Source organism: Nonomuraea soli, assembly GCF_013761175.1.
GTDB classification, from domain to species: Bacteria; Actinomycetota; Actinomycetes; order Streptosporangiales; family Streptosporangiaceae; genus Nonomuraea; species Nonomuraea soli.
Genome location: NZ_JACDUR010000001.1, coordinates 541,791 through 563,626, shown reverse-complemented (window position 1 = coordinate 563,626; position 21,836 = coordinate 541,791). Strand labels below are relative to the sequence as shown.

The window sequence follows — 21,836 nt, the reverse complement described above, 5'->3', positions numbered from 1 at the left end:
GGACGGCAATAGGCCCGGCTTTCCCGATGGCCCAGCAGTCTCATTTTCTGTTGATTAATGTCATTACACCGGTCAGGCCGGAGCTCTGGATGCACACGAGCGCGACAAGCCGGAGTGGTGTCCTCGCGCCCGCCCCGGCTTGTCGTGTTCCCCGCAAAGTCAGCCCTTTTGTCAAAGCAACAATCGGGCTTCTTTCCATCCTCGGGAACAATGGTCACACTGGCCGCTCTCGATCCTGTCAAGCCCTTGTCTCAAACCCGGCCAAACCCCCATGATCTCCCTGAAGGAGGGTGCGTGAGATTTCGGATTCTGGGCCCCGTGGAGCTTCTGAGCGACGGCCGGCCGCTCACCGTGCCCGGCCTGAAGGCCCGCAGCCTGCTCGCCGTCCTGGTGATCAACGCCAACACGGTCCTGCCGCCCGGCAGGCTGCTCGAGGCGGTGTGGGGCATGGACGTCCCGCCGACCGGGCTGCGGCGCCTGCACACGCACCTGTGGGCGATCCGGCGGCTGCTGCCCGACCCCGCCGACCTGGCGGGAACGCCGGCCGGCTACCTGCTCAGGGTGCGGCCGGGCGAGTCCGACCTCGACGTGTTCGCCACCGAGACGGCCGCCGCCCGCGCCGCCGCGGCCGCGGGAGACCTGGCGGGAGCGTCCGCCGCGTTCAGGCGCGGCCTGGCCCAGTGGCGCGGCCCCGCCCTGGTGGGGGTGCGCCCCGACCTCCAGGCGAGCGAGGGCGGCCCGCTGGAGGAGCAGCGGCTGGCCGCCCTGTCCGGGCGCATCGACGTGGACCTGCGGCTGGGGCTGCACACCGAACTGGTCGCCGAGCTCAGGCAGCTCACCTCGGCGCACCCGCTCAACGAGCACCTGCGCGGGCAGCTGATCACCGCCCTCCACGGCGCCGGCCGTACGTCGGAGGCGCTCGCCGAATACCAGAGCGCCCGCCGGCTGCTGCTCGACGAGCTCGGGATCGAGCCGGGCGAGGCGCTGGCGCGTGCGCACCAGGCCGTCCTCTCCGGCGACGCCACCGCACCCGCCGCGGTGGTCACCGGCCAGGCTCCCGCTCCCGCCGCGGTCGTCACCGGCCGGGCTCCCGTCCCACGCCAGCTGCCGCCCGACGTGCCGGCCTTCACCGGGCGGCGCGAAGCCGTCGCCCGGCTCGACGAGCTCGCCGCGGAGCCGGGCGACTCGCCCGTCGTCTGCCTGGTCTCGGGTACGGCAGGCGTAGGCAAGACCGCACTCGCCGTCCACTGGGCGCACCGCGCGGCCGGGCGTTTCCCCGACGGCCAGCTCCACCTCAACCTGCGCGGCTACGACCCGCTCGACCCGCTGTCGCCAGGCGCCGCCCTCGACCTGCTCCTGCGCGGCCTGGGCGTCGAGACGGTGCCGCACTCCCCCGACCAGCGCGCCGCCCTCTACCGCAGCGTTTTGGCCGGCAAGCGCATGCTCATCCTCCTCGACAACGCCCGCACCGCCGAGCAGGTCCGCCCGCTGCTGCCCGGTACGGCCGGGCACCTGGTCCTGGTGACGGGCCGCGACAGCCTGCCCGGCCTGGTGGCCCGCGACGGTGCCCGCCGCCTGCGCCTGAGCCCGCTGTCCCACGACGAGGCCGACGACCTGCTGGGCAGGCTCCTGGGCCACGAGCGCGCCGGGAGCGACCCGCAGGCACGCCGCGCCGTCGTCGCCTACTGCGCCGCGCTGCCGCTGGCGTTGCGGATCGCCGCCGAGCACCTGCTCGACCATCCCGGCATGGCCCTCGGCGAGCTCGTCGACGCGCTCGCCGAGGAGAGCGGGCGGCTCGACCTGCTGGAGGCGCACGGCGACCCCCTGGCCGACGTCCGCACGGTGTTCTCCTGGTCCTACCGGGCGCTGCGGGAACCCGCCGCCCGGCTGTTCCGCCTGCTCTCGCTCGCCCCCGGCCCCGACTTCGACGTCCACGCCGCGGCCAACCTGGCCGGCCTGTCCGAGGCCGTGGCCCGCCGCCTGCTGCAGGACCTGCGCCGCGCCTCCCTCGTCGAGGACGCGGGTGCCGGACGCCACCTCCTGCACGACTTGCTGCGCGCCTACTCCGCCGAGCGGTCGCAGGCGGAGGACGACCCGGGCGAGCGGCGGGCCGCGCTGACCCGGCTGCTCGACTGGTACGCCTGTTCCGCGCGCGCCGCCATGGACGTGGTCGACTGGTTCCGCCCGCCGTTCCTGCCTCCGTCCGCCTTCGCGGCGGCGGTGCCGCTGCCGCCGTTCGAGGAGGTGGACCAGGCGTGGGCGTGGCTGGAGGGCGAGCGGGCCAACCTGGTGGCCGCGGTGCGCAGGGCCGCCGCCGACGGCCTGGCCGAGCACGCCTGGCGCATCTGCCACGAACTCCAGCACCTGTTCTTCATCCGTGGGTACGACCAGGCGTGGATCGACACGCACAGCGTCGCCGTGGCGGCGGCGCAGGCCGCGGGCGACGATCTCGGCGTCGCGGCCACCAGCTCCAGCCTGGCCTCCTACTACGCCGTCCAGGGCCGCAGACGGCAGGCCCTGCGGCTGCGGGAGTGCGTGGTGGAGCACTACCACCGCCTCGGCCTGCACCACGCCGAGGCGGTCTCGCGGGTCTACCTGGCCGATGCCCACTTCAACCTGGGCAGGCTCGACGAGACCGAGCGCGAGTGCGAGCGCGCCCTGGCTTTGTCGCTCGCCCACGACGACTTCTTCGCCCAGGTCCTGGCCCGATGGGGCCTGGCACGCGCCCATTCCAGGACCGGCCGGTTCGACCGCGCCCTGACGGCCCAGCTGGAGCTCCTGGCTCTGGCCGAGGAGACCGGCTCGCTGCAGAGCCAGTCGGTCACCCTCGTCGAGCTGGCCACCACCCACCTGCTCGGCGGCGACCTCGACCAGGCCATGGAGCGGTTCGAGCAGGCGCTGCGCACCAGCAGGCAGGTGGGCGACCGGCGCAGCGAGATCCGCGGCCTGGCGGGCATCGGCACGGTGCGCTTCCGCACGGTCGGGGCCGAGGAGGCGATCTCCTGGTGGGAGGCGGCCCTGGAGCTGAGCCGGGACCAGTACACCCCCGACCTCAGCCTGCCGATCCTCGGCGACCTGGCGCAGGCCTGCCACCGGATGGGCCTGCTCGACCGGGCCGGCGAGTACCGGAGCGCGGCCGAGGCGCTGGCGGCCCGGCTCGACTACGAGCCCGCCGACGACGAGCACTCGATCGGCGGTGCGCTCCCCCGCTGACCTCTCCCCCTTCCGGCGATGGGGGGTCAGCGGCGGGGCAGGGCGTACGCGCGGTCGGCGGCGAACGACACGTTGACGTTGGTGCCCTCCGCCAGCAGCTCGCCGGGATGCGGCCCCGCCACCGTGCAGGTCAGCGTGCCGCCGGCGGTCTCCACCTGGTAGTCGACGCTGGCCCCGTGGAAGGTGACGCCCAGGACGCTCCCGTTGCCCTCGACGGCCGTCGGGGTGACGCGGACCGACTCGGGCCGGATCATCAGCAACGCCGTCGAGTCGCCCGTGAGCAGCGGGTGGGCGGCGACGATCTGGCGGCGGCCCAGCACGGTCACGATGGCCTGGCCGCCCGTCATCGACGCCGGCACCTCCAGGAAGTTCGCCCTGCCGATGAAGTCGGCGACGAACACGCTGGCCGGCCGCAGGTAGATCTCGGCCGGCGTCCCGATCTGCTCGACGCGGCCCCGGTCGAGCACGACGATGCGGTCGGACATGGCCATCGCCTCGTCCTGGTCGTGGGTGACGTAGAGCGAGGTGATGCCGAGCAGGTTCTGCACGCGGCGGATCTCGGCGCGCATCGCTCCGCGCAGCTTGGCGTCGAGGTTGCTCAGCGGCTCGTCGAACAGCAGGACGTGCGGCTGCACCACCATCGCGCGGGCCAGGGCGACCCGCTGCTGCTGGCCTCCCGACAGCTCGTGCGGGTGGCGCCCTTCGAGGCCGACGAGGTTCATGCTGGTCAGGGCGATGCGCACGGCCTCGGTGAGTTCGGCGCGGGTGCGGTCGCGCAGGCGCAGGCCGTACGCGACGTTGTCGAAGACGGACAGGTGCGGGAAGAGGGCGTAGTTCTGGAAGACCATGGCCATGGAGCGGCGCTGGGCCGGCACGTCGTCGAGCGGCACGCCGTCCAGCAGCACCCGGCCGGAGGTGGCCGTCTCGAAGCCCGCGACGATCCGCAACGTCGTGGTCTTGCCGCACCCCGAGGGGCCGAGCAGGGTGATGAACTCGCCGGGCGCCGCCTCCAGGCTCACATCGTCGACGACGGGAGGCGCGTCCCAGGTGAAGCTCTTGGTCAGGTTCTCGAGCCGGAGCAGGCCGGTCATGCGACCACCTTTCTGATCGCGGCCAGGCTGGCCAGGACGATCACCGTGAGCACGGTGCAGTAGGCGAAGGCGACGCCGTAGTAGCCCATGCCCGCGGCGCTCAGCACCTGCGCCGTGATGATCTTGGTGTCGGGGGTGACGAGGAAGACGATGGTCGACATCGAGGTCATGCAGCGGGCGAAGCTGTAGCTGAGCCCGGTCAGCAGGGCGGGCCTGATGAGCGGCAGCGTGATCCTGCGGAAGGTCTGGAACGGCCGGGCGCCCAGGCCCGTGGAGGCCTCCTCGATGCTGGGATGAAGCTGGGCCAGCGAGCCGGTGGCGGTTCGCAGCCCCGCGGGGACGCTCCGCACCACGAAGGCCAGGACGATCGCCAGCGACCCGCCCGCGACCGCGCCGCCGCCGACCAGCCCCGGCAGCACGGTGACGCCGCCGATCTCCAGGTCGGAGCGGTAGGCGAGCACGTAGCCGATGCCGAGCACGGTGCCGGGTACGGCGATGCCGAGGGTGCCGGCGAAGTCCAGCCAGCCCGACCCCGCCCGCAGATGCCGTACGGCCAGCCAGGCCATGACCAGCCCGGCCAGTCCCGCGATGGGCGTGGCCACCGCCGCCAGCACGGTGGTGTCGGCGATGGCCTCGCTGCCCAGCGCCACCCGCAGGTGGTCCAGCGTGAGCGTGAAGTCGACGCCGAACACCTCGGTCACCGAGCCCGCGAGCACGGTGCCGTACAGACTCACGATGACCAGGGCGACCAGGACCGCCAGGCCGTAGAAGGGCCAGCGCGCCCAGCCGCTCACCAGGTGCACCCGCCCCGCCGGCCTGCCGGTGACGGTGACCCGCACCTTGCGTCCCACCCAGTGGCGCTGCGCCAGGTACAGGCCGATCGCGGGCACCAGCAGGACCAGGCTGTAGACCGCCGCCGAGGTGGTGTCGTACTCCCCCGTCACCGCCAGGTAGGCGCGGCTGGCCAGCACCACGTAGTCGCCGCCCAGCACCAGCGGGTTGGCCAGGTCGGCGATCGCCTCCACGAACAGCAGCAGGAACGGGGCGGCCAGGCCGGGGGCCAGCAGCGGCAGGATGAGCGTGCGAAACACGCGCCGCCGGGAGGCGCCCAGGTTCATCGCCGCCTCCTCCATCGCCGGGTCCAGGGCGCGCATCATGCCGAGCAGGCCGAGGTAGGCGACGGGGAAGAACGACAACGACAGCACCAGGACCAGCCCGTCGAGGCCGTAGATGTCGTAGTCGAGCCCGAACAGGCCGTGGGTGATCAGGCCGCGCCTGCCGTACAGGACCACCGTCGCGGTGGCGACGGCGAACGGCGGGCTGACCATGGGGATCAGGGCGATCCAGTGCAGCAGGCGCTTGCCCGGCACGTCCAGGCGGGTCTGGACGAACGCGAACAGCAGGCCGAGCGCGGTGCCCGCGGTGGCGACCAGGAAGCCGAGCACCAGCGTGTTGCGCAGAATGCCGAGGTCGGAGGCCGACGTCAGGCGCGCGTATCGCGGCAGGGCCGCCGGGGTGGCGGCCTCGGCCAGGACGCTGGCCAGCGGGTAGACGGTGCCGGCCAGGACCAGGGCCGACGCCGCCCCGATGGCGACCCTGACCGGCAGGCGCCCGCCGCGGTCGCGGCTCACGAGGCCGCCATGATCTCGTCCTCGAACCGCCGGACGAGCCCCGGTTTGGCCTGCCCCGCCCCCGGCACGTCGTAGTCGACCAGCGTGATCTTCGACAGGTCGGCCGCCTTGGAGTCGGGCGTGACCCCGGCGTTGGTGGGCAGCGCGTAGAAGCCCACCGTGGGCCCCAGGCGCTGCGACTCGGCGCTGAGCGCCCAGTCCACGTACGCGCGCGCCCCCTGCGGGTTGCGCGCCCCCTTGATCACCGCGACGCCGCCGATCTCGTAGCCCGTGCCCTCCTCCGGGAAGGTCACCCGCAGCTTGGCGTAGCCCTGCTGCTGCTGGGCGACGCAGTCGTGGGAGAAGACGATCCCCACCCCGACCTCGCCCCTGCCCGCCTGCTGGGCGGCGGCGTTGCCCGACTTGTTGAACTGCAGCACGTTCGGGTGCAGGCGCCGCAGGTAGTCGAGGCCCGCGTCCTGGCTGCCGCCGCCGAGCGCCACCTGCGTCCACAACACCGTGTAGCCGGTGCCCGAGGTGGCCGGATGCGCAACGCCCACGTTCTTGCGCAGCCGCTCGTCGAGCAGTGCCCGCCAGCTGGTGACCGGCTCCAGCCCGGTCTCGGCGAGCACGTCCGGGTTGTTGCAGAAGCCCAGGACTCCCAGATACACCCCGGTCCACGCACCGCCCGGGTCGCGCCACTCGGGCTTGATCCGCGCCGCCGCCGGCGAGAGGTACGGCTCCAGCAGGCCCTCCTTCTTGGCCGCCTCGTATCCGTCGGCCGGGCCCCCGTGCCAGGCGTCGAACTCGGGCTTGCCGCGCGCGGCCTTGATGCGGGCCATCGCCTCGCCGCTCGACAGGCGCACGAAGCCGGCCTCGATGCCGGTCTGCTCGGTGAAGCGCCGGGTCATGGTGGCGCACCACTGCTCGTGGGCGCCGCAGGCGATCGTGATCCGGTCCTTGCCGCCGCCGTAGCAGGCGGCGCTCGCCAGGGTGAGGGCGATGGGGATGGCTAAGGTCCTCTTCATGGCCTCACGGTAGATTCGCGCGCCGGGCCCGCGGTGAACGGCGGGTGAGGTTAGGTGAGGCCGCCGTCACCTTCACCGCCGCCCTCCCCGAAGATCGGCATCAGGTAGCCGACGCCCCTGATCGTGCGGATGTAGACGGTGCCGGGGTCGACCGCGGCCAGCTTCATGCGCAGCCGGTAGATCTGCGACTTCACCACGTCGTAGGCGCCGTGCAGGTCGACGGTCTGCCAGGCCTGCTCCCACAGGTCGCTCCACTTCACGGGGGTGCCGCGATGCCTGCCCAGGATCGACAGCACGACGAAGTCGAGATCGCTCAGCTCCAGCCGCCGCCCGTTCAGGTACGCCTCCCGCCCGGCCAGGTCGATGGTGAGCTTGCCGTTGCGGATGACCCGGTCGTCGCGGCCGCTGCGCCGTACCAGGGCCTTGGCCCGCAGGGTCAGCTCGCGCGGATGGAAGGGCAGGACGACGTAGTCGTCGGCGCCCCGTTCCAGGCCGGCCACCACGTCGTCGGGGCTGTCGCGGCCGGTGAGGAACATCACCGGCAGCTGCGCCCAGCGGGTGCGGATGATCCCCAGGACGGTCAGCCCGTCCATCGCGGGCATCGTGATGTCGAGGACCACCAGGTCGACGCGGGTGGTGTTCAGCAGGTTGAGCGCGGTGGCGCCGTCGTGCGCCACCAGCACGTCGAAGGCGGCCGTCTCCAGGGCCATCGCGACGATCATCGCCATCTGCGGGTTGTCGTCGACGACGAGGACCACCGCCCGCCTCATCGGGGCACCGTGACCAGGATGGTCGTGCCCTTCATCGCCGCGGTGTCGACCATGATCGCGCCTCCGTGGAGCTCGATGATCGTCTTGGTGAGGACCAGCCCGAGCCCGGTGCCGTCGCCGAGCGGCCGGCTGGTGGCGAACGGGCGGAACAGCGCCCTGCGCTGCTCGCGGGTCATGCCGGCGCCGTCGTCGGTGACGTAGAGGGCGATGCCGGTGTCGATCACCGCGACCCGTACGGCGATGCGCCCGCCGACCGTGGTGAAGCGGCTCGCGTTCGCCAGCAGGTTCGTCACCGCCGCCTGCAGCAGTCTCGGATCGGCCCGCACCTCGGGTGTGACCTGCGGGGTGTCCAGGGTGATGCGCTGGTCGTTCTGCGCGCACAGCGGCCGCATCGCCGCGACCACCTCGCGGGTCAGGCGGCTCAGGTCCGCCTGCTCGAAGGCCGGCTCGAACAGGCCCGACTCCAGGCGGGCGTGGATCAGCAGGCTCTCGCACAGGTGGATCACCTGAGCGCACTGCAGGTCGATGATGCGCAGGAAGTCGGCCTGCCTGCCGGTCAGCGTGCCCTCCTGGAGCATGTCGGCGGCGGCCTTGATCGTGCTCAGGGGCGTCTTCAGCTCGTGGCCGAGGGCGCTGACCTGGTCGGCGCGGCTCTGGAGCTGGGCGGTCAGGCGGACGGTCTGCGCCTGCCTGTCCAGGAGCGTACGGCGGGCGGCGGCCAGCGTGCCCAGCGCGCCCGCCACCACACCCGCCAGGGCGGCCGCGGGGAGAGGGTGGGCGAGGGTCAGGAGGGCGAGGCAGGCGGCGGCGCCGGCCAGGGCGGCGAGCCACAACCAGCGGCGCGGGAGGGTGAGGAAGGTGGCGGCGCCTCCTGGCGCGGTGAGTCGTAACCGTCGGCGCGGGAGGGGCGGCATAGGGCCGATTGTCGCGGGGCGGGCCACGCGGGGGAAGGGGCGCACGCGGGACGGGCCACGCGGGGAAGGGGCGCGCCCGGGACGAAAAGATCCCCCGGCCATGGCGGCCGGGGGATCCCCCTCAGTCGAGGCGGCCTCGTCAGTCGAGGTAGTCGCGCAGCATCTGCGCCCTGGTCGGATGCCGGAGCTTGGCCAGGGTCTTGGACTCGATCTGCCTGATGCGCTCGCGGGTGACGCCGAACTCGCGTCCGACCTCTTCGAGCGTCCGCGGATGGCCGTCGGCCAGCCCGAAGCGCAACTGGATGATGCGCTGCTCACGGTCGGAGAGCGTGGCCAGGATGTCGTCGAGCTGATCCTGCAGCATGATGAAGGCCGCGGCCTCCATGGGTACGACGGCATCGGCGTCCTCGATGAAGTCACCGAGGTCGGAGTCCTCTTCACCGATGGGCGACTGCAGCGAGACCGGCTCCTGCGCGATGCGCTGGATCTCCACCACGCGGTCGACCGGAAGGTCCATCTCCTTCGCGATCTCCTCGGGCGTCGGCTCGCGGCCGTAGTCCTGATGCAGCTGCCGCTGCACCCGGACCAGCTTGTTGATCGTCTCCACCATGTGCACGGGGATCCGGATGGTCCTCGCCTGATCCGCTATCGCTCGCGTGATCGCCTGGCGGATCCACCACGTGGCATAGGTGGAGAACTTGTAGCCCTTGGTGTAGTCGAACTTCTCCACCGCGCGGATCAGGCCGAGGTTGCCCTCCTGGATCAGGTCCAGGAAGAGCATGCCGCGCCCGACGTAGCGCTTGGCGATGGAGACGACGAGCCGCAGGTTGGCCTCGATCAGCCGCTGCTTGGCCCTGGTTCCCTCCCACACGAGTTCCCTGAACTCCGGGAAGGCCAGCCGTGAGACACCGCCGCCGAGCTTGTCCTCGGCGAAGAGTCCGGCCTCGATCGATTTGGCGAGTTCCACCTCCTCCTCGGCGGTGAGCAGCGGGACCCTGCCGATCTCCCTGAGGTAGATACGGACCAGGTCGCTGGTCGGCGCCCGCTTGCCTACGTCCTCCTCATCGGCGCGGACGACGTCCTCGTCGCCCTGAGGCTCGAGCACCTCCACGCCGTTCTCGGCGAGCATCCGCACGACACGCTCCAGCGCGTCGGAGGGAAGCTCGGATCGGTCAAGCGCGGCTGCGACGTCATCGACGGTTACGCTTCCGCGCTCCCTTCCTTTCGCGACGAGGTCCGCCACCTGATCTACCGAAGGCGGTCCACTTGGCAGCACCGATGCACCCACGGGACACAGTCTGCAGTATTGGTAAGTGAAAATGGCAGACCTATTTTTGTCACAGAAGGTAAGCCCTGCATCATTACCAAATTGATATCTGGGCAAGGTTTGGCCGGAGTTTGATCAGGAAAGTAATGCCTATTGCGCGGTCGTCCGAGGTCAGAGCGGCCAGGGCGGCCTTGGTGCGTGCGTTCTTCCGCATTCTCCTCCGGTCGACAGGGAATGGCGATAGAGATCATCGTTTAGGGCCGCGCGGATCACGTACGGCATGCGCCGGAATCGCCCGGTCAAAGTCCGCCGCGTGCTCGGCGGCCCACTGTTCGAACCCCAGTCCCGGCCGCCCGAGAATCTCCTCCACCTCGGGCGAGACCAGCCCCGGCTGCAGGTATGACAGTCCCTGCATCGCGATGAACCCCCGGGCCGCCCCCTCGGAGAACCCCTGGCGCACGAGCCCCTGCTCGGCCGCCTCCGCCGGGACCGCCTGATACCGCAGCGGCCTGCCGGCCGCCGTCCCGATGGCCTCGATCATCTCCTGCTGCGTCAGCGCCCTGGGCCCGGTGAGCACCGGCCGCCGTCCCAGCAGTTCGTCGCCGAGCAGGGCACGCGCCGCCACCTCGGCCAGGTCCCGCTCGTGCAGAGGCGCCCACGCCGCCTCCGGGAACGGGCTGCGCACCACGTCGCCGGCCCGGATCTGCGCCCCCCACTGGCTGACGGTGTTGACCGCGTAGTAGCCGGACCGCAGCGCGCACCAGTCCAGCCCCGAGGCGACGGCCGCCTGCTCGCTCTCCTTGTTGAAGTCTCCGCGCTGCCGTGAGGGCTGCTGCTCCAGCGGGTGGTCGACGTTGAGCGCGGACATCGCCACCACCCGGGCGGCGCCGGCCCTGCGGGCCTCGGCGAGGAACTCCGCCGCCTCCAGCCCCACGGCCCGGGGGTTGAGGAACACCCTGCCCACCCCCTCGAACATCCCGGCCCCTGGCGCGACGACGTCCACCTTGTCGGGCAGCCCGGCCTCCTCGGGCCGCCGGCTGACGGCCCGGACGCGGACCCCTTGCGCGAGCAGCAGATCCACCAGCGGCCGTCCCACCAGGCCGGTGGCTCCGGTGACCAGGACGAGCTCTTCCGTGTGTCGTATCATATGGAAACCATACGACTTAATACGAGAGTCATACAATATGAGCTACGTAACACCCGGCTCCAGGGACCGCCGCAGGCTCGTGACCGACGTCCGCGAGGCCCTGCGCGACCTCAACATCCAGCTGTCGCTCCTCAACCGCCGCTTCGGCGCCCGCGCCGAGCTCAAGGACGTCGACTGGAACTGCGTCGACCTGCTCAACAGGTACGGCCCGCTGACCCCCAGCGCCCTGGCCCGCCGCGCCGGGCTGCACCCGGCGACCATGACCGGCGTCCTCGACCGCCTGCAGCGCGGCGGCTGGATCACCCGCGAACGCGACCCGGACAGCCCCGACAGGCGTGCCGTCACCATCCGGGCGCGCAAGGAGCGCAACGCGGAGCTGTACCAGCTCTTCTCGGGCATGAACCAGCAGATGGAACAGATCTGCGCGGACTACACCGAGTCCGAGCTCGAACTGATCGCCACCTTCCTGCGCCGCACCACCGAAGCCGGCGACGTGGCCACCCGCCGGCTGGAGGACGAATGAACCCGGCTAACGTGGAACGATGCCGTCAGTGAAGCAGGTCCAGGTCACGTTCGATTGCGCGCAGCCCGAGCGGGTCGCCCGCTTCTGGTGCGAGGTGCTGGGATACGTCCCCCCGCCCCCGCCCGAGGGATTCGACACCTGGGACGACCACGCGCGCACCCTGCCCCCGGAGGAGCGCGGATCATGGTTCGCGTGCAGCGACCCCACCGGGGTGGGGCCTCGCCTGTACTTCCAGCGGGTGCCCGAGGGCAAGGTCGCCAAGAACCGGGTGCACCTCGACGTCCGCGCCGGAACCGGGCTCGTGGGCGCGGAACGCCTGGCCGTCCTGGAGGCCGAGTGCGCGCGGCTCGTGGAGCTGGGCGCGGTGCGGGTCCGGCTGCTGGAGGCGGACGGGGTGAACGAGTCCTGCATCGTGATGCAGGACGTGGAGGGGAACGAGTTCTGCCTCGACTGAGGCCACGCGTCCTGCGCGTATGCCAGGCCGTACCGGATGGGTCGGAATCTGTCGCCTGGGGCCAATAGACTCGCTGGCGTGGCAGGCCGGATCCGTGACGTCGATATCGCACTAGTTCGTGAACGCTCCCCGATCGACTCGGTCGTCGGTGACTACGTGCAGCTCCGCAACGCCGGGGGCGGCAACCTGAAGGGCCTGTGCCCCTTCCACGACGAGAAGAGCCCGTCGTTCAACGTCACCCCCGAACGCGGCATGTACTTCTGCTTCGGCTGCCAGGCGGGCGGCGACGTCATCAAGTTCGTCGAGGAGATCGACCACCTCTCCTTCACCGAGGCCGTCGAGCGGCTGGCCCAGCGGGCGGGCATCCAGCTGCAGTACGAACAGGGCGGCTACGTACCCAAACGCGACCACGGCGAGCGGGCCCGGCTGGTCGAAGCGCACAAGGTGGCCGCGGAGTTCTACATGGAGCGGCTCGTGGCGCCCGACGCGGCGCCGGGACGCAAGTTCCTGTCCGAGCGCGGCTTCGAGCGGGCCGACGCCGAGATCTTCGGGGTCGGATACTCCCCCAACGAGTGGGAAGGGCTGACCCGCCACCTTCTGGCGCGGGGGTTCACCGCCGACGAGATCGTCAAGGGCGGGCTGGCCAAGGAGGGGCGCCGGGGTCCGATGGACCGGTTCCGCGGGCGGCTGATGTGGCCGATTCGCGACGCCACCGGCGACGTGATCGGGTTCGGCGCGCGCAAGCTGCTCGACTCCGACGACGGGCCCAAGTACCTGAACACGCCGGAGTCGCCGCTCTACAAGAAGTCGCAGGTGCTGTACGGCATCGACCTGGCCAAGCGGGAGATCTCCAAGCGCCTGCAGGCGGTGATCGTCGAGGGGTACACCGACGTGATGGCCTGCCATCTGTCGGGCGTGCCGACCGCGGTGGCCACGTGCGGCACCGCCTTCGGCGAAGAGCACATCAAGGTACTGCGGCGCTTCCTGCTCGACCAGGCCGAGTTCCGCGGCGAGGTGATCTTCACCTTCGACGGCGACGAGGCGGGACAGAAGGCGGCGCTGCGGGCGTTCGCCGACGAGCAGAAGTTCGTCACGCAGACCTACGTCGCCGTGCAGGCCGACGGGCTCGACCCCTGCGACCTGCGGGTCAAGCAGGGCGACGCGGCGGTGCGCGACCTGATCGCGTCGCGCGAGCCGCTGTTCCAGTTCGCCATCCGCAGCACCATCCGCCGCTACGACCTGCGCAGCAACGAGGGGAAGATCGCCGCGCTCGACGCCGCGGCCCCGATCGTGGCGGGCATCAAGGACGTCGGGCTGCGCAAGCGCTACGCCATCGACCTCGACCGGTGGCTGGGCTTCATGGACGAACGGTTCGTCATGCAGCGCATCGCCGAGGTGGGCAACGCCCAGGCCGGCCGCCCGCAACGGGCACCACGGCAGGCGCCCGTCGACCCGCACGTGCGGGTGGAGGCCGAGCTGATCAAGCTGGCCGTCCAGCGGCCCGCACTGCTGGGGCCGCGGTTCGACACGCTGGAACCCGACGCGTTCACGGCGCCCGACCATGTGGCGGTACACAAGATCATCGTCGCGGCGGGCGGGATGGACCGGGCCGGGCACGGCGGGCGCGAGTGGGTCGACGCGCTGCTGGCCGAGGCGCCCGACGAGGCGGCGCGGGGGTTGATCACGCGATTCGCAGTCGACCCCATCCGGGCCGAGTCGCACGTGGAGGAGAGGTACGGCTCGGCCATGCTCGCGGCCATCGAGGCCGTGGCCGTCGACCGGGCCATCGCGCAGGCGAAGTCGCGGATGCAGCGGCTGAATCCGGTCGACGAGCAGGCGGAGTACAACCGGCTGTTCGGGGAGCTGGTGGCGCTGGAGCAGCAGCGCCGGGTGCTCAGGGAGCGGGCTGCGGGGAGTTAGGGGCTCGACCGGGCCCCTCCTCTGGCCGGAGGTCAATGGGGTGACCGGCGGCTGGCCTCCGATGGCGGAGTGGGACCCCAACCCCCGGCCTCAAGCACCCAACACCGATGTCAAGGTCAGGTACGGCTTGGCCACGCTCTCAACTCCACGGCAATGGCCCACAAACCATCCGCCCCCAGGCGCCAATCAATCCCCGCCCCGAGCCCGCCCCAGCTGGGTGTGCCCGGGCGCAGCCCGGGCCGAGGAGGGCGTGCGAGCGGAGCGAGCGCCTTCCGGGTGGGCGGCAGGCGGGTGACCCCGGAGGTGAGCCATGGGTGGGCCGAGGAGATGAGGGTGAAACAGTCAAAGAGGTCATGACCTGTCCCCAAGTCGGCTACAAAGGTAAAGGTTGTCGTTCGATACGGTGACACAGGTGAGGACCATGCGATCGGGGCATATAGGCGGACTTGCGGCTGTGTTGCTGCTCAGCAGCGCGTGTGCCCAGGGCACGGGCGTGGCCGGGGTGGCCACCAAGCCCCCGGAGACGCCGCCCGTGGCGAGCCCGTCGGTGACGGCGACGATCCCGGAGACGACGGCGACGACGGTGCCGACCAGCGAGCACCAGGCGGGGGCGATCAAGCCGCCCGCCGAGGAGCCGGTGAAGGTGCCGCCGCCCAAGCTCTCCAAGTACTCCTACGTCTTCCCCGTCAAGGGGTGCAGCACGAGCTACCAGAAGAGGCTGCTCGTGCTGCCGAAGACGACCATCTGGGCGGGGCGCGGGTGCGCGTTCGTCTCGCCCGTCGACGGGGTCGTCGACGAGGTGAACCTGCAGAACCGGTGGAAGCCGAGCGTCGATGCGGGCGCCACGCGGGAGGGGCGGTTCGTCACGATCATCGGTGAGGACGGGGTGCGCTATCTCGGCGGGCATCTCGACACCATCGACGAGGGGGTCCGGCCCGGGGTGAAGGTCAAGGCGGGGCAGCGGCTGGGCACGGTGGGCAACACCGGCAACGCTCGTGACACCGCGCCGAACCTGTACTTCGCGATCTCGTGGAAGACCGGGCCCGCCTACTGGTGGGTGCGGCGGGGCATGGTCAACCCGTGGAACTACCTCGACGCGTGGCGGGAGGGGAACGCGACGTTCTCGCCCCGGCACGAGACGTTCGAGTTGCGCGGCAAGGTCGGCGAGACGCCGGGCTGCACGGTGCAGTGCTCGGCGAAGAAGCCGAGCAAGAAGGCCGAGCGGGAGGAGGAGCCGCCGCGGCCGCAGCCCACGCCGGAGCCGACCGCGCAGCCGACGACGTTCCCCGCCTGAGCGGCCGGTGCCCCTGAGCGGCCCTATGCGCCTGAGCGGCCCGGTGTGCCAGGGAGGGGCTGCCCGGCCGCACATGGCGTGGGTGTCCTGGGCATCGGGTCTCGGTGCCCAGGCGCGGTTCCCTACGACTCTCCCCGGATGAGCTGCTGGATGTCGCCGACCACGTCCCACACGTTGACGTTCATCCCGGCGATCACCCGCCCCTCCCGCTTCCAGTAACACACGAACTCCAGCTTCTCCACCGACCCGTCGTAGACCACCTCGTCGTACCCGGTGGTGTCGCCCGAGAATTCCATCCCCAGCTCGAACTGGTCGGTGTAGAAGTACGGCACCCGGTCGTAGACGACGTCCTGCCCGAGCATCGCCCGCGCCGCCGCCGGCCCGCCGTTGAGGGCGTTCGCCCAGTGCTCGACCCGCAGGTGCCGGCCGTACAACGGGTTGTACGGCTCGGCGACGTCGCCGGCGGCGAACACGTCCGGATGGGAGCTGCGCAGCGACGCGTCGCACACGATCCCCGACTCGACCTCGAGTCCGGCCGACCGGGCAAGTGACACGTTGGGAGCCGCCCCGATCCCGACGACGACGGTGTCGGCCTCGACGAGGGTCCCGTCGTCGAGCCGTACGCCGGACTCGACGACCTCGGCGACGCCGGTGCCGAGGCGCAGGTCGACGCCGTTGCGGCGGTGCACGCCGGCGAAGATCTCGCCGAGTTCGGCGCCGAGGACGGCGTGCAGCGGCGTCGGCGCGGGCTCGATGACGGTCACCGCGCATCCGGCCTGGCGGGCGGCGGCCGCGGTCTCCAGGCCGATCCAGCCGGCGCCGACGACGGCGACGCGGCCCTGGGCGGCGAAGCGCTCCTTGAGGGCTTCGCTGTCGCCGACGGTGCGCAGGACCAGCCCGGGTCCCGGCAGGCGGCGCGGGGTCGCGCCGGTGGCCAGGAGCAGCTTGTCGTACGGCTGGAGCGAGCCGTCCGACAGTGTCAGCGTGTGGGCGTCGAGGTCGAGGCCGACCGCTTCGGTACCGAGCCGCAGCTCGATGTCCTGGGTGGAGTACCAGTCCGCCGGATGGACGAAGATCTTCTCGCGCTCGCTCTTGCCCTGGAGGTATCCCTTGGACAGCGGGGGCCTCTCGTAGGGGCGCTCGTGCTCGGCTCCGATGAGGACGAGCGAGCCGTCGAAGCCCTCCTCGCGGAGGGTCTGCGCGGCCTTGGCCCCTGCCAGCCCGCCTCCGACGATTACGTAGGTGGTCATAGCCTCATTCTCCGATGCCAGGCGGTCGCGGAGGTGTCGGTCAGTGAGGCGAGTTGGTCGATGATGACGCGGGTTCTGGCGGCGTCGTCGGCGGCGTGCCGGAAGGCGGGACGGAAGGCGGGTTCGAGGGTGTGGGGCGCGCCGAGGGTGAGGGCGGCGGCCAGTTCCTGGATGAGCTCGCGCTGGCGCGCCTGGGTGGCGTGGTGGTCGTCGCGGTTCATGACGTAGTGGGCGGTGACACCCTTGAGCACGGCGCATTCGAGGCGGGCCGCGCGGGGGATGACCAGGCGGGCCCGGTGGCGCCTGCCGTACGCCTGCTGGGTGGCCTCCTGGGCGGCCCGGCAGAAGCGGCCGATGAGGCCGCTGGTGAGGGCCTTGAGCCCCGCCAGGTCGGCCAGGGTGGCCTCGAAGCGGCGCGGCCAGGCGGTCAGCGCGACCAGCCCGCCGAAGGCCTCCTCGAGCTCCGCGAGCGTGGCGTCGGGCGCGTAGTGGGCCCGGGTGACCTCGCAGACGGCGGCGCGTTCGGCGGGTGAGCGGAGCGCCTGCACGTCGACGTGCCCGGCGTGCAGCGCGTCCTCGAGGTCGTGAACGGAGTAGGCGACGTCGTCGGCCCAGTCCATGATCTGCGCCTCGAAACTGACGCCGCGCCCGGTGACGCCCTCCCTGATCCACTCGAACACGGGCAGGTCGTCGTCGTAGACGCCGAACTTGCCCGGTCCCGAGCGCGGCCAGGGGTACTTGGTGGAGGCGTCGAGCGCCGCCCTGGTCAGGTTGAGCCCGGCGCTGCGCCCGTCCTCGGTGAGCACCTTGGCCTCGAGGCGGGTGAGCAGCCGCAGGCTCTGGGCGTTGCCCTCGAAGCCGCCGCATCCGGCGGCGAGCTCGTCGAGCGCGGCCTCGCCGTTGTGGCCGAAGGGCGGGTGGCCCAGGTCGTGGGCGAGGCACGCGGTCTCGACGAGATCGGGGTCGACGCCGAGCCTGGCGCCCATCTCGCGTCCGACCTGGGCGCATTCCAGGGAGTGGGTCAGCCGGGTGCGGGGCTGGTGCTGGCCCGCGCCGAGGGACTCGGCGGGGCCGACGACCTGCGTCTTGGCGGCCAGGCGGCGCAGCGCGGCGCTGTGCAGGACCCTGGCGCGGTCGCGTTCGAACACGCCGCGCTCGGGGTTTCCTGGCTCCGGAACCCATCTGGCCTGGTCGTGTTCGGTGTATGCCATGAAGGACTGTCTACACCACCAGGTCAGCGCGTGTCCGAACCCCCGGTTTCCAGGGCCGCACGTCCGGCTTCCAGGCGGGCGACGGGGATGCGGAACGGCGAGCAGGAGACGTAGTCGAGCCCCACCTCGTGGCAGAAGTGCACCGAGTCGGGGTCGCCGCCGTGCTCGCCGCAGATGCCGAGCTTGAGGTCGGGCCGCGCCTTGCGGCCCTCCTCGGCGGCGATGCGCACCAGCCTGCCGACGCCGTCGCGGTCGAGGGTCTCGAACGGCGACACACCGAAGATGCCGAGCTCCAGGTAGCGGGAGAAGAACGCGGCCTCGACGTCGTCGCGCGAGAAGCCCCAGGTCATCTGGGTGAGGTCGTTGGTGCCGAAGGAGAAGAACTGCGCCGCCTCGGCGATCTGCCCGGCCGTGAGGGCCGCGCGCGGCACCTCGATCATGGTGCCGATCAGCGCCTCGACGCCCGCGTCCGAGAGGATCCTGGCGGCTTCCTCGCGGACGGCCTCCAGCTCCTGGACGGCGCCGACGAGCGGGATCATGATCTCGGCGCGTGCTCCCGGCACCTGCTTGGCGGCCTCGGCGATGGCGCGCACCTGCATGGCGAAGAGGCCGGGGATGACCAGGCCGAGCCGTACGCCGCGCAGGCCCAGCATCGGGTTCTGCTCGTGCAGTCTCTTGACGGCGGCCAGCAGCTCGCGGTCCTTGTCGGTCGCGTCGCCCGCGGCGACCTTGATCGACAGGTCGATGATGTCGGGCAGGAACTCGTGCAGGGGCGGGTCGATGAGCCGGATGGTGACCGGCAGCCCCTCCATGGCCTGGAAGATCCCGGTGAAGTCGGCTTGCTGCAGCGGCTCCAGCGCGTCCAGCGCGGCCTGCCGCTCCTGCCGGTCGGAGGCGAGCACCAGGTCCTCGACCAGCTGCCGCCTGTCACCCAGGAACATGTGCTCCGTACGGCACAGCCCGATGCCCTCGGCTCCGAAGCGCCTGGCGCGCGAGGCGTCCTCGGGCGTGTCGGCGTTGGCCCGCACACCCAGTGCGCGCATGGAGTCGGCGTGGCGCATGATCCGGTCGACCGCGGTCACGAGCTCGTCGGACAGCTCGCCTCTCTCGAAGTACTCGACCACCGCCGAGTCGACCACCGGCACCTCGCCGAGGAACACCTCGCCGGTGCTGCCGTCGATGGAGATCAGGTCGCCCTCGCCGACCTCCACGCCGCCGGGACCGGTGAAACGTTTGGCCGAGATGGAGACCTCCAGTTCCTCGGCGCCGCAGACGCAGGTCTTGCCCATGCCGCGGGCGACGACGGCGGCGTGCGAGGTCTTGCCGCCGCGCGAGGTCAGGATGCCCTTGGCGGCGATCATGCCGGACAGGTCGTCGGGGGTGGTCTCGCGGCGCACGAGGATGACGTCCTCGCCCTTGGCGGCCAGCTCGACGGCGCGCTCGGAGGAGAAGACGGCCTTGCCGACGGCGGCGCCGGGCGAGGCGTTCATGCCCTTGGTGACCAGCTTGCGGTCGGCGTCCTTGGCGAAGCGGGGGAACATCAGCTGGGCGAGCTGGTCGCCGTTGACGCGGCGCAGCGCCTCGTCGAGGTCGATGAGGCCCTGGTCGACGAGCTGGGTGGCGATGCGGAAGGCGGCGGCGGCGGTGCGCTTGCCGACGCGGGTCTGCAGCATCCAGAGCTTGCCGCGCTCGACGGTGAACTCGATGTCGCACAGGTCGCGGTAGTGGTTCTCCAGCGTGGCCATGATGGCCATCAGCTCGTCGTAGGCGCCCTTGTCGAGCTCCTCCAGCTCCTGCAGGGAGATGGTGTTGCGGATGCCGGCCACGACGTCCTCGCCCTGGGCGTTGGACAGGTAGTCGCCGTAGACGCCCTGGCGGCCGGAGGCGGGGTCGCGGGTGAAGGCCACGCCGGTGCCCGAGTCGTCACCGCAGTTGCCGAAGACCATGGAGCAGATGTTGACCGCGGTGCCCAGGTCGGCGGGGATGCGCTCCTGGCGCCGGTAGAGCACGGCGCGCTCGGAGTTCCACGAGTCGAAGACGGCCATGACGGCCATGCGCATCTGCTCGCGCGGGTCGCTGGGGAAGGCGGGGGCGAGCCGCTTGTAGGTGCGGACGAGTTCGCGCAGTTCGTCGACGGTGAGGTCGGTGTCCTGCCGGGAGCCCTTGAGCTCGTCGAGCGCCTCCTCGAAGCCCTCGACCCCGAGCACGGTCTTGCCGAACATCTGGATGAGCCGCCGGTAGGAGTCCCAGGCGAAGCGCTCGTTGCCTCCGGCCTGCTTGGCCAGGCCGTGGACCGATTCGTCGTTGAGCCCGATGTTCAGGACCGTGTCCATCATGCCGGGCATCGAGAACTTGGCCCCCGAGCGCACGCTGACGAGCAGCGGGTCGTCGGACTGGCCGAGCCGCCTGCCCATCCGCTTCTCCAGGGCGGCCAGGTGCGCGTCGATCTCGTCGGTCAGGCCTTCGGGAAGATCACCGTGCTCCAGGTAGTGGCGGCACGCCTCGGTGGTGATCGTGAAGCCGGGAGGAACGGGCAGGCCCAGGTTCGTCATCTCGGCAAGGTTGGCGCCCTTTCCTCCGAGGAGGTCCTTGAGATCCTTGTTGCCCTCGGTGAAGTCGTAAACAAACTTGGCCACGAGCGCTCCTTCTGGGGAATTTCCACGACTCTGCCCGGACTCTACCGACACAAAAGATAAAGAAACTGCACCCAACCGTTAACTTCCCGTTTTCGCAGGTCAACACGCTCCATAAGGTCTAATCCAATGCACAAGAATTGGATTAGACCAATTGGTGTAAACCAATTCTTGAACAACTCAGGCGGGAGGCGCACAATCGGTCTCATGACCACGCCGACGAAGCCGGGCCGTCGCGAGCGATTAGCCACGGGCTCAGCGCACGCGGCCGCCGGCGGCGCACGTTACCTCGACGACCGCCTCGGGCTGGGCCGCTGGCTCAGGCCCAATCTGCGCAAGCTCTTCCCCGGCCACTGGTCGTTCCTGCTGGGCGAGTTCGCGCTCTACTCCTTCGTGATGCTGGTGCTCACCGGCACCTTCCTGACGTTCTTCTACCAGGCCACTCCCGAGACGGCCTACGCGAGCGTCACCGAGCTCACCATCGAGGTGCGCGGCGGCATGCTGATGCGCCAGATGCACCACTGGTCGGCGACGATCTTCGTACTCTCGATCGTGCTGCACATGCTGCGGGTCTTCTTCACCGGCGCCTTCCGCCGCCCGCGCGAGCTGACGTGGATGCTGGGCGTGCTGCTGTTCGCGCTGGCGCTGTTCGAGTCGTTCCTGGGCTTCTCGCTGCCCGCCGACAACGTCGCCTTCGCGGGGCTGCGCCAGGCCGACAGCCTGCTGCTGTCGATCCCGCTGGTCGGCACCTACCTGTCGGCCCTGGTGTTCGGCGGCGGCTTCCCCGGCGACGTCATCCCCCGCCTGTTCGTCGCCCACGTGCTGCTGGTGCCCGGCATCCTGCTGGCGATCGTGCCGCTGCACGCGCTGGTGCTCACCTGGCGGCAGAAGCACACCGAGCGGCGCGCGCAGGGCTCCGACGAGCGCCGCGTCACCGGCGGCCCGTTCTTCCCGTACTTCTCCGTCAAGCAGGGCATCACCTCGCTCGGCACCTTCACCGTCATCACCGCGCTGGCCACGTTCGTCACGGTCAACCCGGTGTGGATGAGCGGCGCCTACACGATGTCGTCGCACCCGATCGCCGCCCAGCCGTTCTGGTACTCCGGCGTGCTCGACGGCCTGCTGCGGCTGATGCCCGCCTGGCATCTGGGGCCGATCGACATCGGGCTGCTCGTGCCCGTGCTCGTGCTGGCCGGGTTCTTCGCGGTGCTGTTGGTCTACCCGTTCATCGAACGCCGCCTGACCGGCGACCGGCGCACGCACCACCTCAACGACCGGCCGTCGGAGATGCCCCACCGCGCCGCGCTCGGCGTCGCGGTGATCACGTTCTTCACGATCGCCTGGGCCGCGACCTGGTTCAACGTGCCCATGGACGACTACACGCCGCTGGTCGCCGTCAGCCACGAGACCCTGACCATGATCACGTACGGCCTGCGGATCGCGATCTTCGTGCTGCCCCCGATCGCCTACGCGGCGACGCTGGCCTTCTGCCGCCGCAGATCCACGTGACT

16 protein-coding genes are annotated in these 21,836 nt (G+C 71.0%); 6 read left to right on the top strand and 10 right to left on the bottom strand.

All coding sequences use genetic code 11. From position 1 onward, the window contains the following. Nucleotides 1-294 precede the first annotated feature (294 nt). On the top strand, nt 295-3,213 hold the full coding sequence (locus HNR30_RS02680) for an AfsR/SARP family transcriptional regulator (protein ID WP_181608019.1): 2,919 nt from the start codon (nt 295-297) through the stop codon (nt 3,211-3,213). Between the two features lie 26 nt (nt 3,214-3,239). Here HNR30_RS02680 and HNR30_RS02675 read toward each other — a convergent pair whose 3' ends face one another. The 7 genes from HNR30_RS02675 to HNR30_RS02645 form a co-directional block, all read right to left on the bottom strand. Next, nucleotides 3,240-4,304: an ABC transporter ATP-binding protein gene (locus HNR30_RS02675; protein WP_181608018.1), complete on the bottom strand. Its 1,065-nt coding sequence runs from the start codon at nt 4,302-4,304 to the stop codon at nt 3,240-3,242. Next, entirely contained in the window at nt 4,301-5,935 is a 1,635-nt protein-coding gene (locus HNR30_RS02670) for an ABC transporter permease (protein ID WP_181608017.1), read from the bottom strand. Before HNR30_RS02670 ends, HNR30_RS02675 begins: the two co-directional genes overlap by 4 nt. Next, complete coding sequence (locus HNR30_RS02665; RefSeq protein WP_181608016.1) at nt 5,932-6,942, bottom strand: ABC transporter substrate-binding protein; 1,011 nt, start codon at nt 6,940-6,942, stop codon at nt 5,932-5,934. The genes HNR30_RS02670 and HNR30_RS02665 overlap by 4 nt, the downstream gene beginning before the upstream one ends. 50 nt (nt 6,943-6,992) lie before the next feature. Next, nucleotides 6,993-7,712 (bottom strand): response regulator transcription factor, encoded by a 720-nt coding sequence (locus HNR30_RS02660; protein ID WP_181608015.1) that lies wholly within the window; start codon nt 7,710-7,712, stop codon nt 6,993-6,995. Continuing rightward, nucleotides 7,709-8,626, bottom strand: a complete 918-nt coding sequence (locus HNR30_RS02655) for a sensor histidine kinase (protein ID WP_181608014.1) — start codon at nt 8,624-8,626, stop codon at nt 7,709-7,711. Before HNR30_RS02655 ends, HNR30_RS02660 begins: the two co-directional genes overlap by 4 nt. 139 nt (nt 8,627-8,765) lie before the next feature. Continuing rightward, nucleotides 8,766-9,869 carry an RNA polymerase sigma factor RpoD gene (gene rpoD / locus HNR30_RS02650; protein ID WP_376771722.1) on the bottom strand — a complete coding sequence of 368 codons (1,104 nt, stop codon included), beginning with the start codon at nt 9,867-9,869 and terminating at the stop codon, nt 8,766-8,768. Between the two features lie 271 nt (nt 9,870-10,140). Further along, nucleotides 10,141-11,040 (bottom strand): NAD(P)H-binding protein, encoded by a 900-nt coding sequence (locus HNR30_RS02645; protein ID WP_181608013.1) that lies wholly within the window; start codon nt 11,038-11,040, stop codon nt 10,141-10,143. Between the two features lie 37 nt (nt 11,041-11,077). Here HNR30_RS02645 and HNR30_RS02640 point away from each other — a divergent pair, with 37 nt between their 5' ends. From HNR30_RS02640 to HNR30_RS02625, 4 genes are all read left to right on the top strand, one after another. Then, nucleotides 11,078-11,563 (top strand): MarR family winged helix-turn-helix transcriptional regulator, encoded by a 486-nt coding sequence (locus tag HNR30_RS02640; RefSeq protein WP_181608012.1) that lies wholly within the window; start codon nt 11,078-11,080, stop codon nt 11,561-11,563. A gap of 19 nt (nt 11,564-11,582) precedes the next feature. Further along, nucleotides 11,583-12,017, top strand: a complete 435-nt coding sequence (locus tag HNR30_RS02635; RefSeq protein WP_181608011.1) for a VOC family protein — start codon at nt 11,583-11,585, stop codon at nt 12,015-12,017. A 78-nt stretch (nt 12,018-12,095) separates the two neighbouring features. After that, the gene (gene dnaG / locus HNR30_RS02630) at nt 12,096-13,937 is read left to right on the top strand and encodes a DNA primase (RefSeq protein WP_181608010.1); all 1,842 of its coding nucleotides are present in this window, start codon (nt 12,096-12,098) and stop codon (nt 13,935-13,937) included. A 454-nt stretch (nt 13,938-14,391) separates the two neighbouring features. Further along, nucleotides 14,392-15,231: a M23 family metallopeptidase gene (locus HNR30_RS02625; RefSeq protein WP_312894192.1), complete on the top strand. Its 840-nt coding sequence runs from the start codon at nt 14,392-14,394 to the stop codon at nt 15,229-15,231. A gap of 122 nt (nt 15,232-15,353) precedes the next feature. Here HNR30_RS02625 and HNR30_RS02620 read toward each other — a convergent pair whose 3' ends face one another. From HNR30_RS02620 to ppdK, 3 genes are read right to left on the bottom strand one after another with little or no spacing between them, the layout of a single operon-like run. Beyond that, entirely contained in the window at nt 15,354-16,481 is a 1,128-nt protein-coding gene (locus tag HNR30_RS02620; RefSeq protein WP_181608009.1) for an NAD(P)/FAD-dependent oxidoreductase, read from the bottom strand. Next, nucleotides 16,478-17,692 carry a deoxyguanosinetriphosphate triphosphohydrolase gene (locus HNR30_RS02615; RefSeq protein WP_181608008.1) on the bottom strand — a complete coding sequence of 405 codons (1,215 nt, stop codon included), beginning with the start codon at nt 17,690-17,692 and terminating at the stop codon, nt 16,478-16,480. Before HNR30_RS02615 ends, HNR30_RS02620 begins: the two co-directional genes overlap by 4 nt. A 23-nt stretch (nt 17,693-17,715) precedes the next feature. Beyond that, complete coding sequence (gene ppdK, locus HNR30_RS02610; RefSeq protein ID WP_181608007.1) at nt 17,716-20,328, bottom strand: pyruvate, phosphate dikinase; 2,613 nt, start codon at nt 20,326-20,328, stop codon at nt 17,716-17,718. A gap of 204 nt (nt 20,329-20,532) precedes the next feature. Here ppdK and HNR30_RS02605 point away from each other — a divergent pair, with 204 nt between their 5' ends. Next, a complete protein-coding gene (locus HNR30_RS02605) occupies nt 20,533-21,834 on the top strand; it encodes a cytochrome b (protein ID WP_181608006.1) in 1,302 nt (433 codons plus the stop codon). Nucleotides 21,835-21,836: the final 2 nt, after the last annotated feature.

Excerpts from the sequence above, each read along its gene's own strand:
- HNR30_RS02660 (WP_181608015.1), bottom strand. The coding sequence starts at position 7,712 with ATGAGGCGGGCGGTGGTCCTCGTCGTCGACGACAACCCGCAGATGGCG.
- HNR30_RS02620 (WP_181608009.1), bottom strand. The coding sequence starts at position 16,481 with ATGACCACCTACGTAATCGTCGGAGGCGGGCTGGCAGGGGCCAAGGCC.
- HNR30_RS02640 (WP_181608012.1), top strand. The coding sequence starts at position 11,078 with ATGAGCTACGTAACACCCGGCTCCAGGGACCGCCGCAGGCTCGTGACC.
- HNR30_RS02665 (WP_181608016.1), bottom strand. The coding sequence starts at position 6,942 with ATGAAGAGGACCTTAGCCATCCCCATCGCCCTCACCCTGGCGAGCGCC.
- HNR30_RS02655 (WP_181608014.1), bottom strand. The coding sequence starts at position 8,626 with ATGCCGCCCCTCCCGCGCCGACGGTTACGACTCACCGCGCCAGGAGGC.
- HNR30_RS02615 (WP_181608008.1), bottom strand. The coding sequence starts at position 17,692 with ATGGCATACACCGAACACGACCAGGCCAGATGGGTTCCGGAGCCAGGA.
- HNR30_RS02675 (WP_181608018.1), bottom strand. The coding sequence starts at position 4,304 with ATGACCGGCCTGCTCCGGCTCGAGAACCTGACCAAGAGCTTCACCTGG.
- HNR30_RS02605 (WP_181608006.1), top strand. The coding sequence starts at position 20,533 with ATGACCACGCCGACGAAGCCGGGCCGTCGCGAGCGATTAGCCACGGGC.
- HNR30_RS02645 (WP_181608013.1), bottom strand. The coding sequence starts at position 11,040 with ATGATACGACACACGGAAGAGCTCGTCCTGGTCACCGGAGCCACCGGC.
- HNR30_RS02635 (WP_181608011.1), top strand. The coding sequence starts at position 11,583 with ATGCCGTCAGTGAAGCAGGTCCAGGTCACGTTCGATTGCGCGCAGCCC.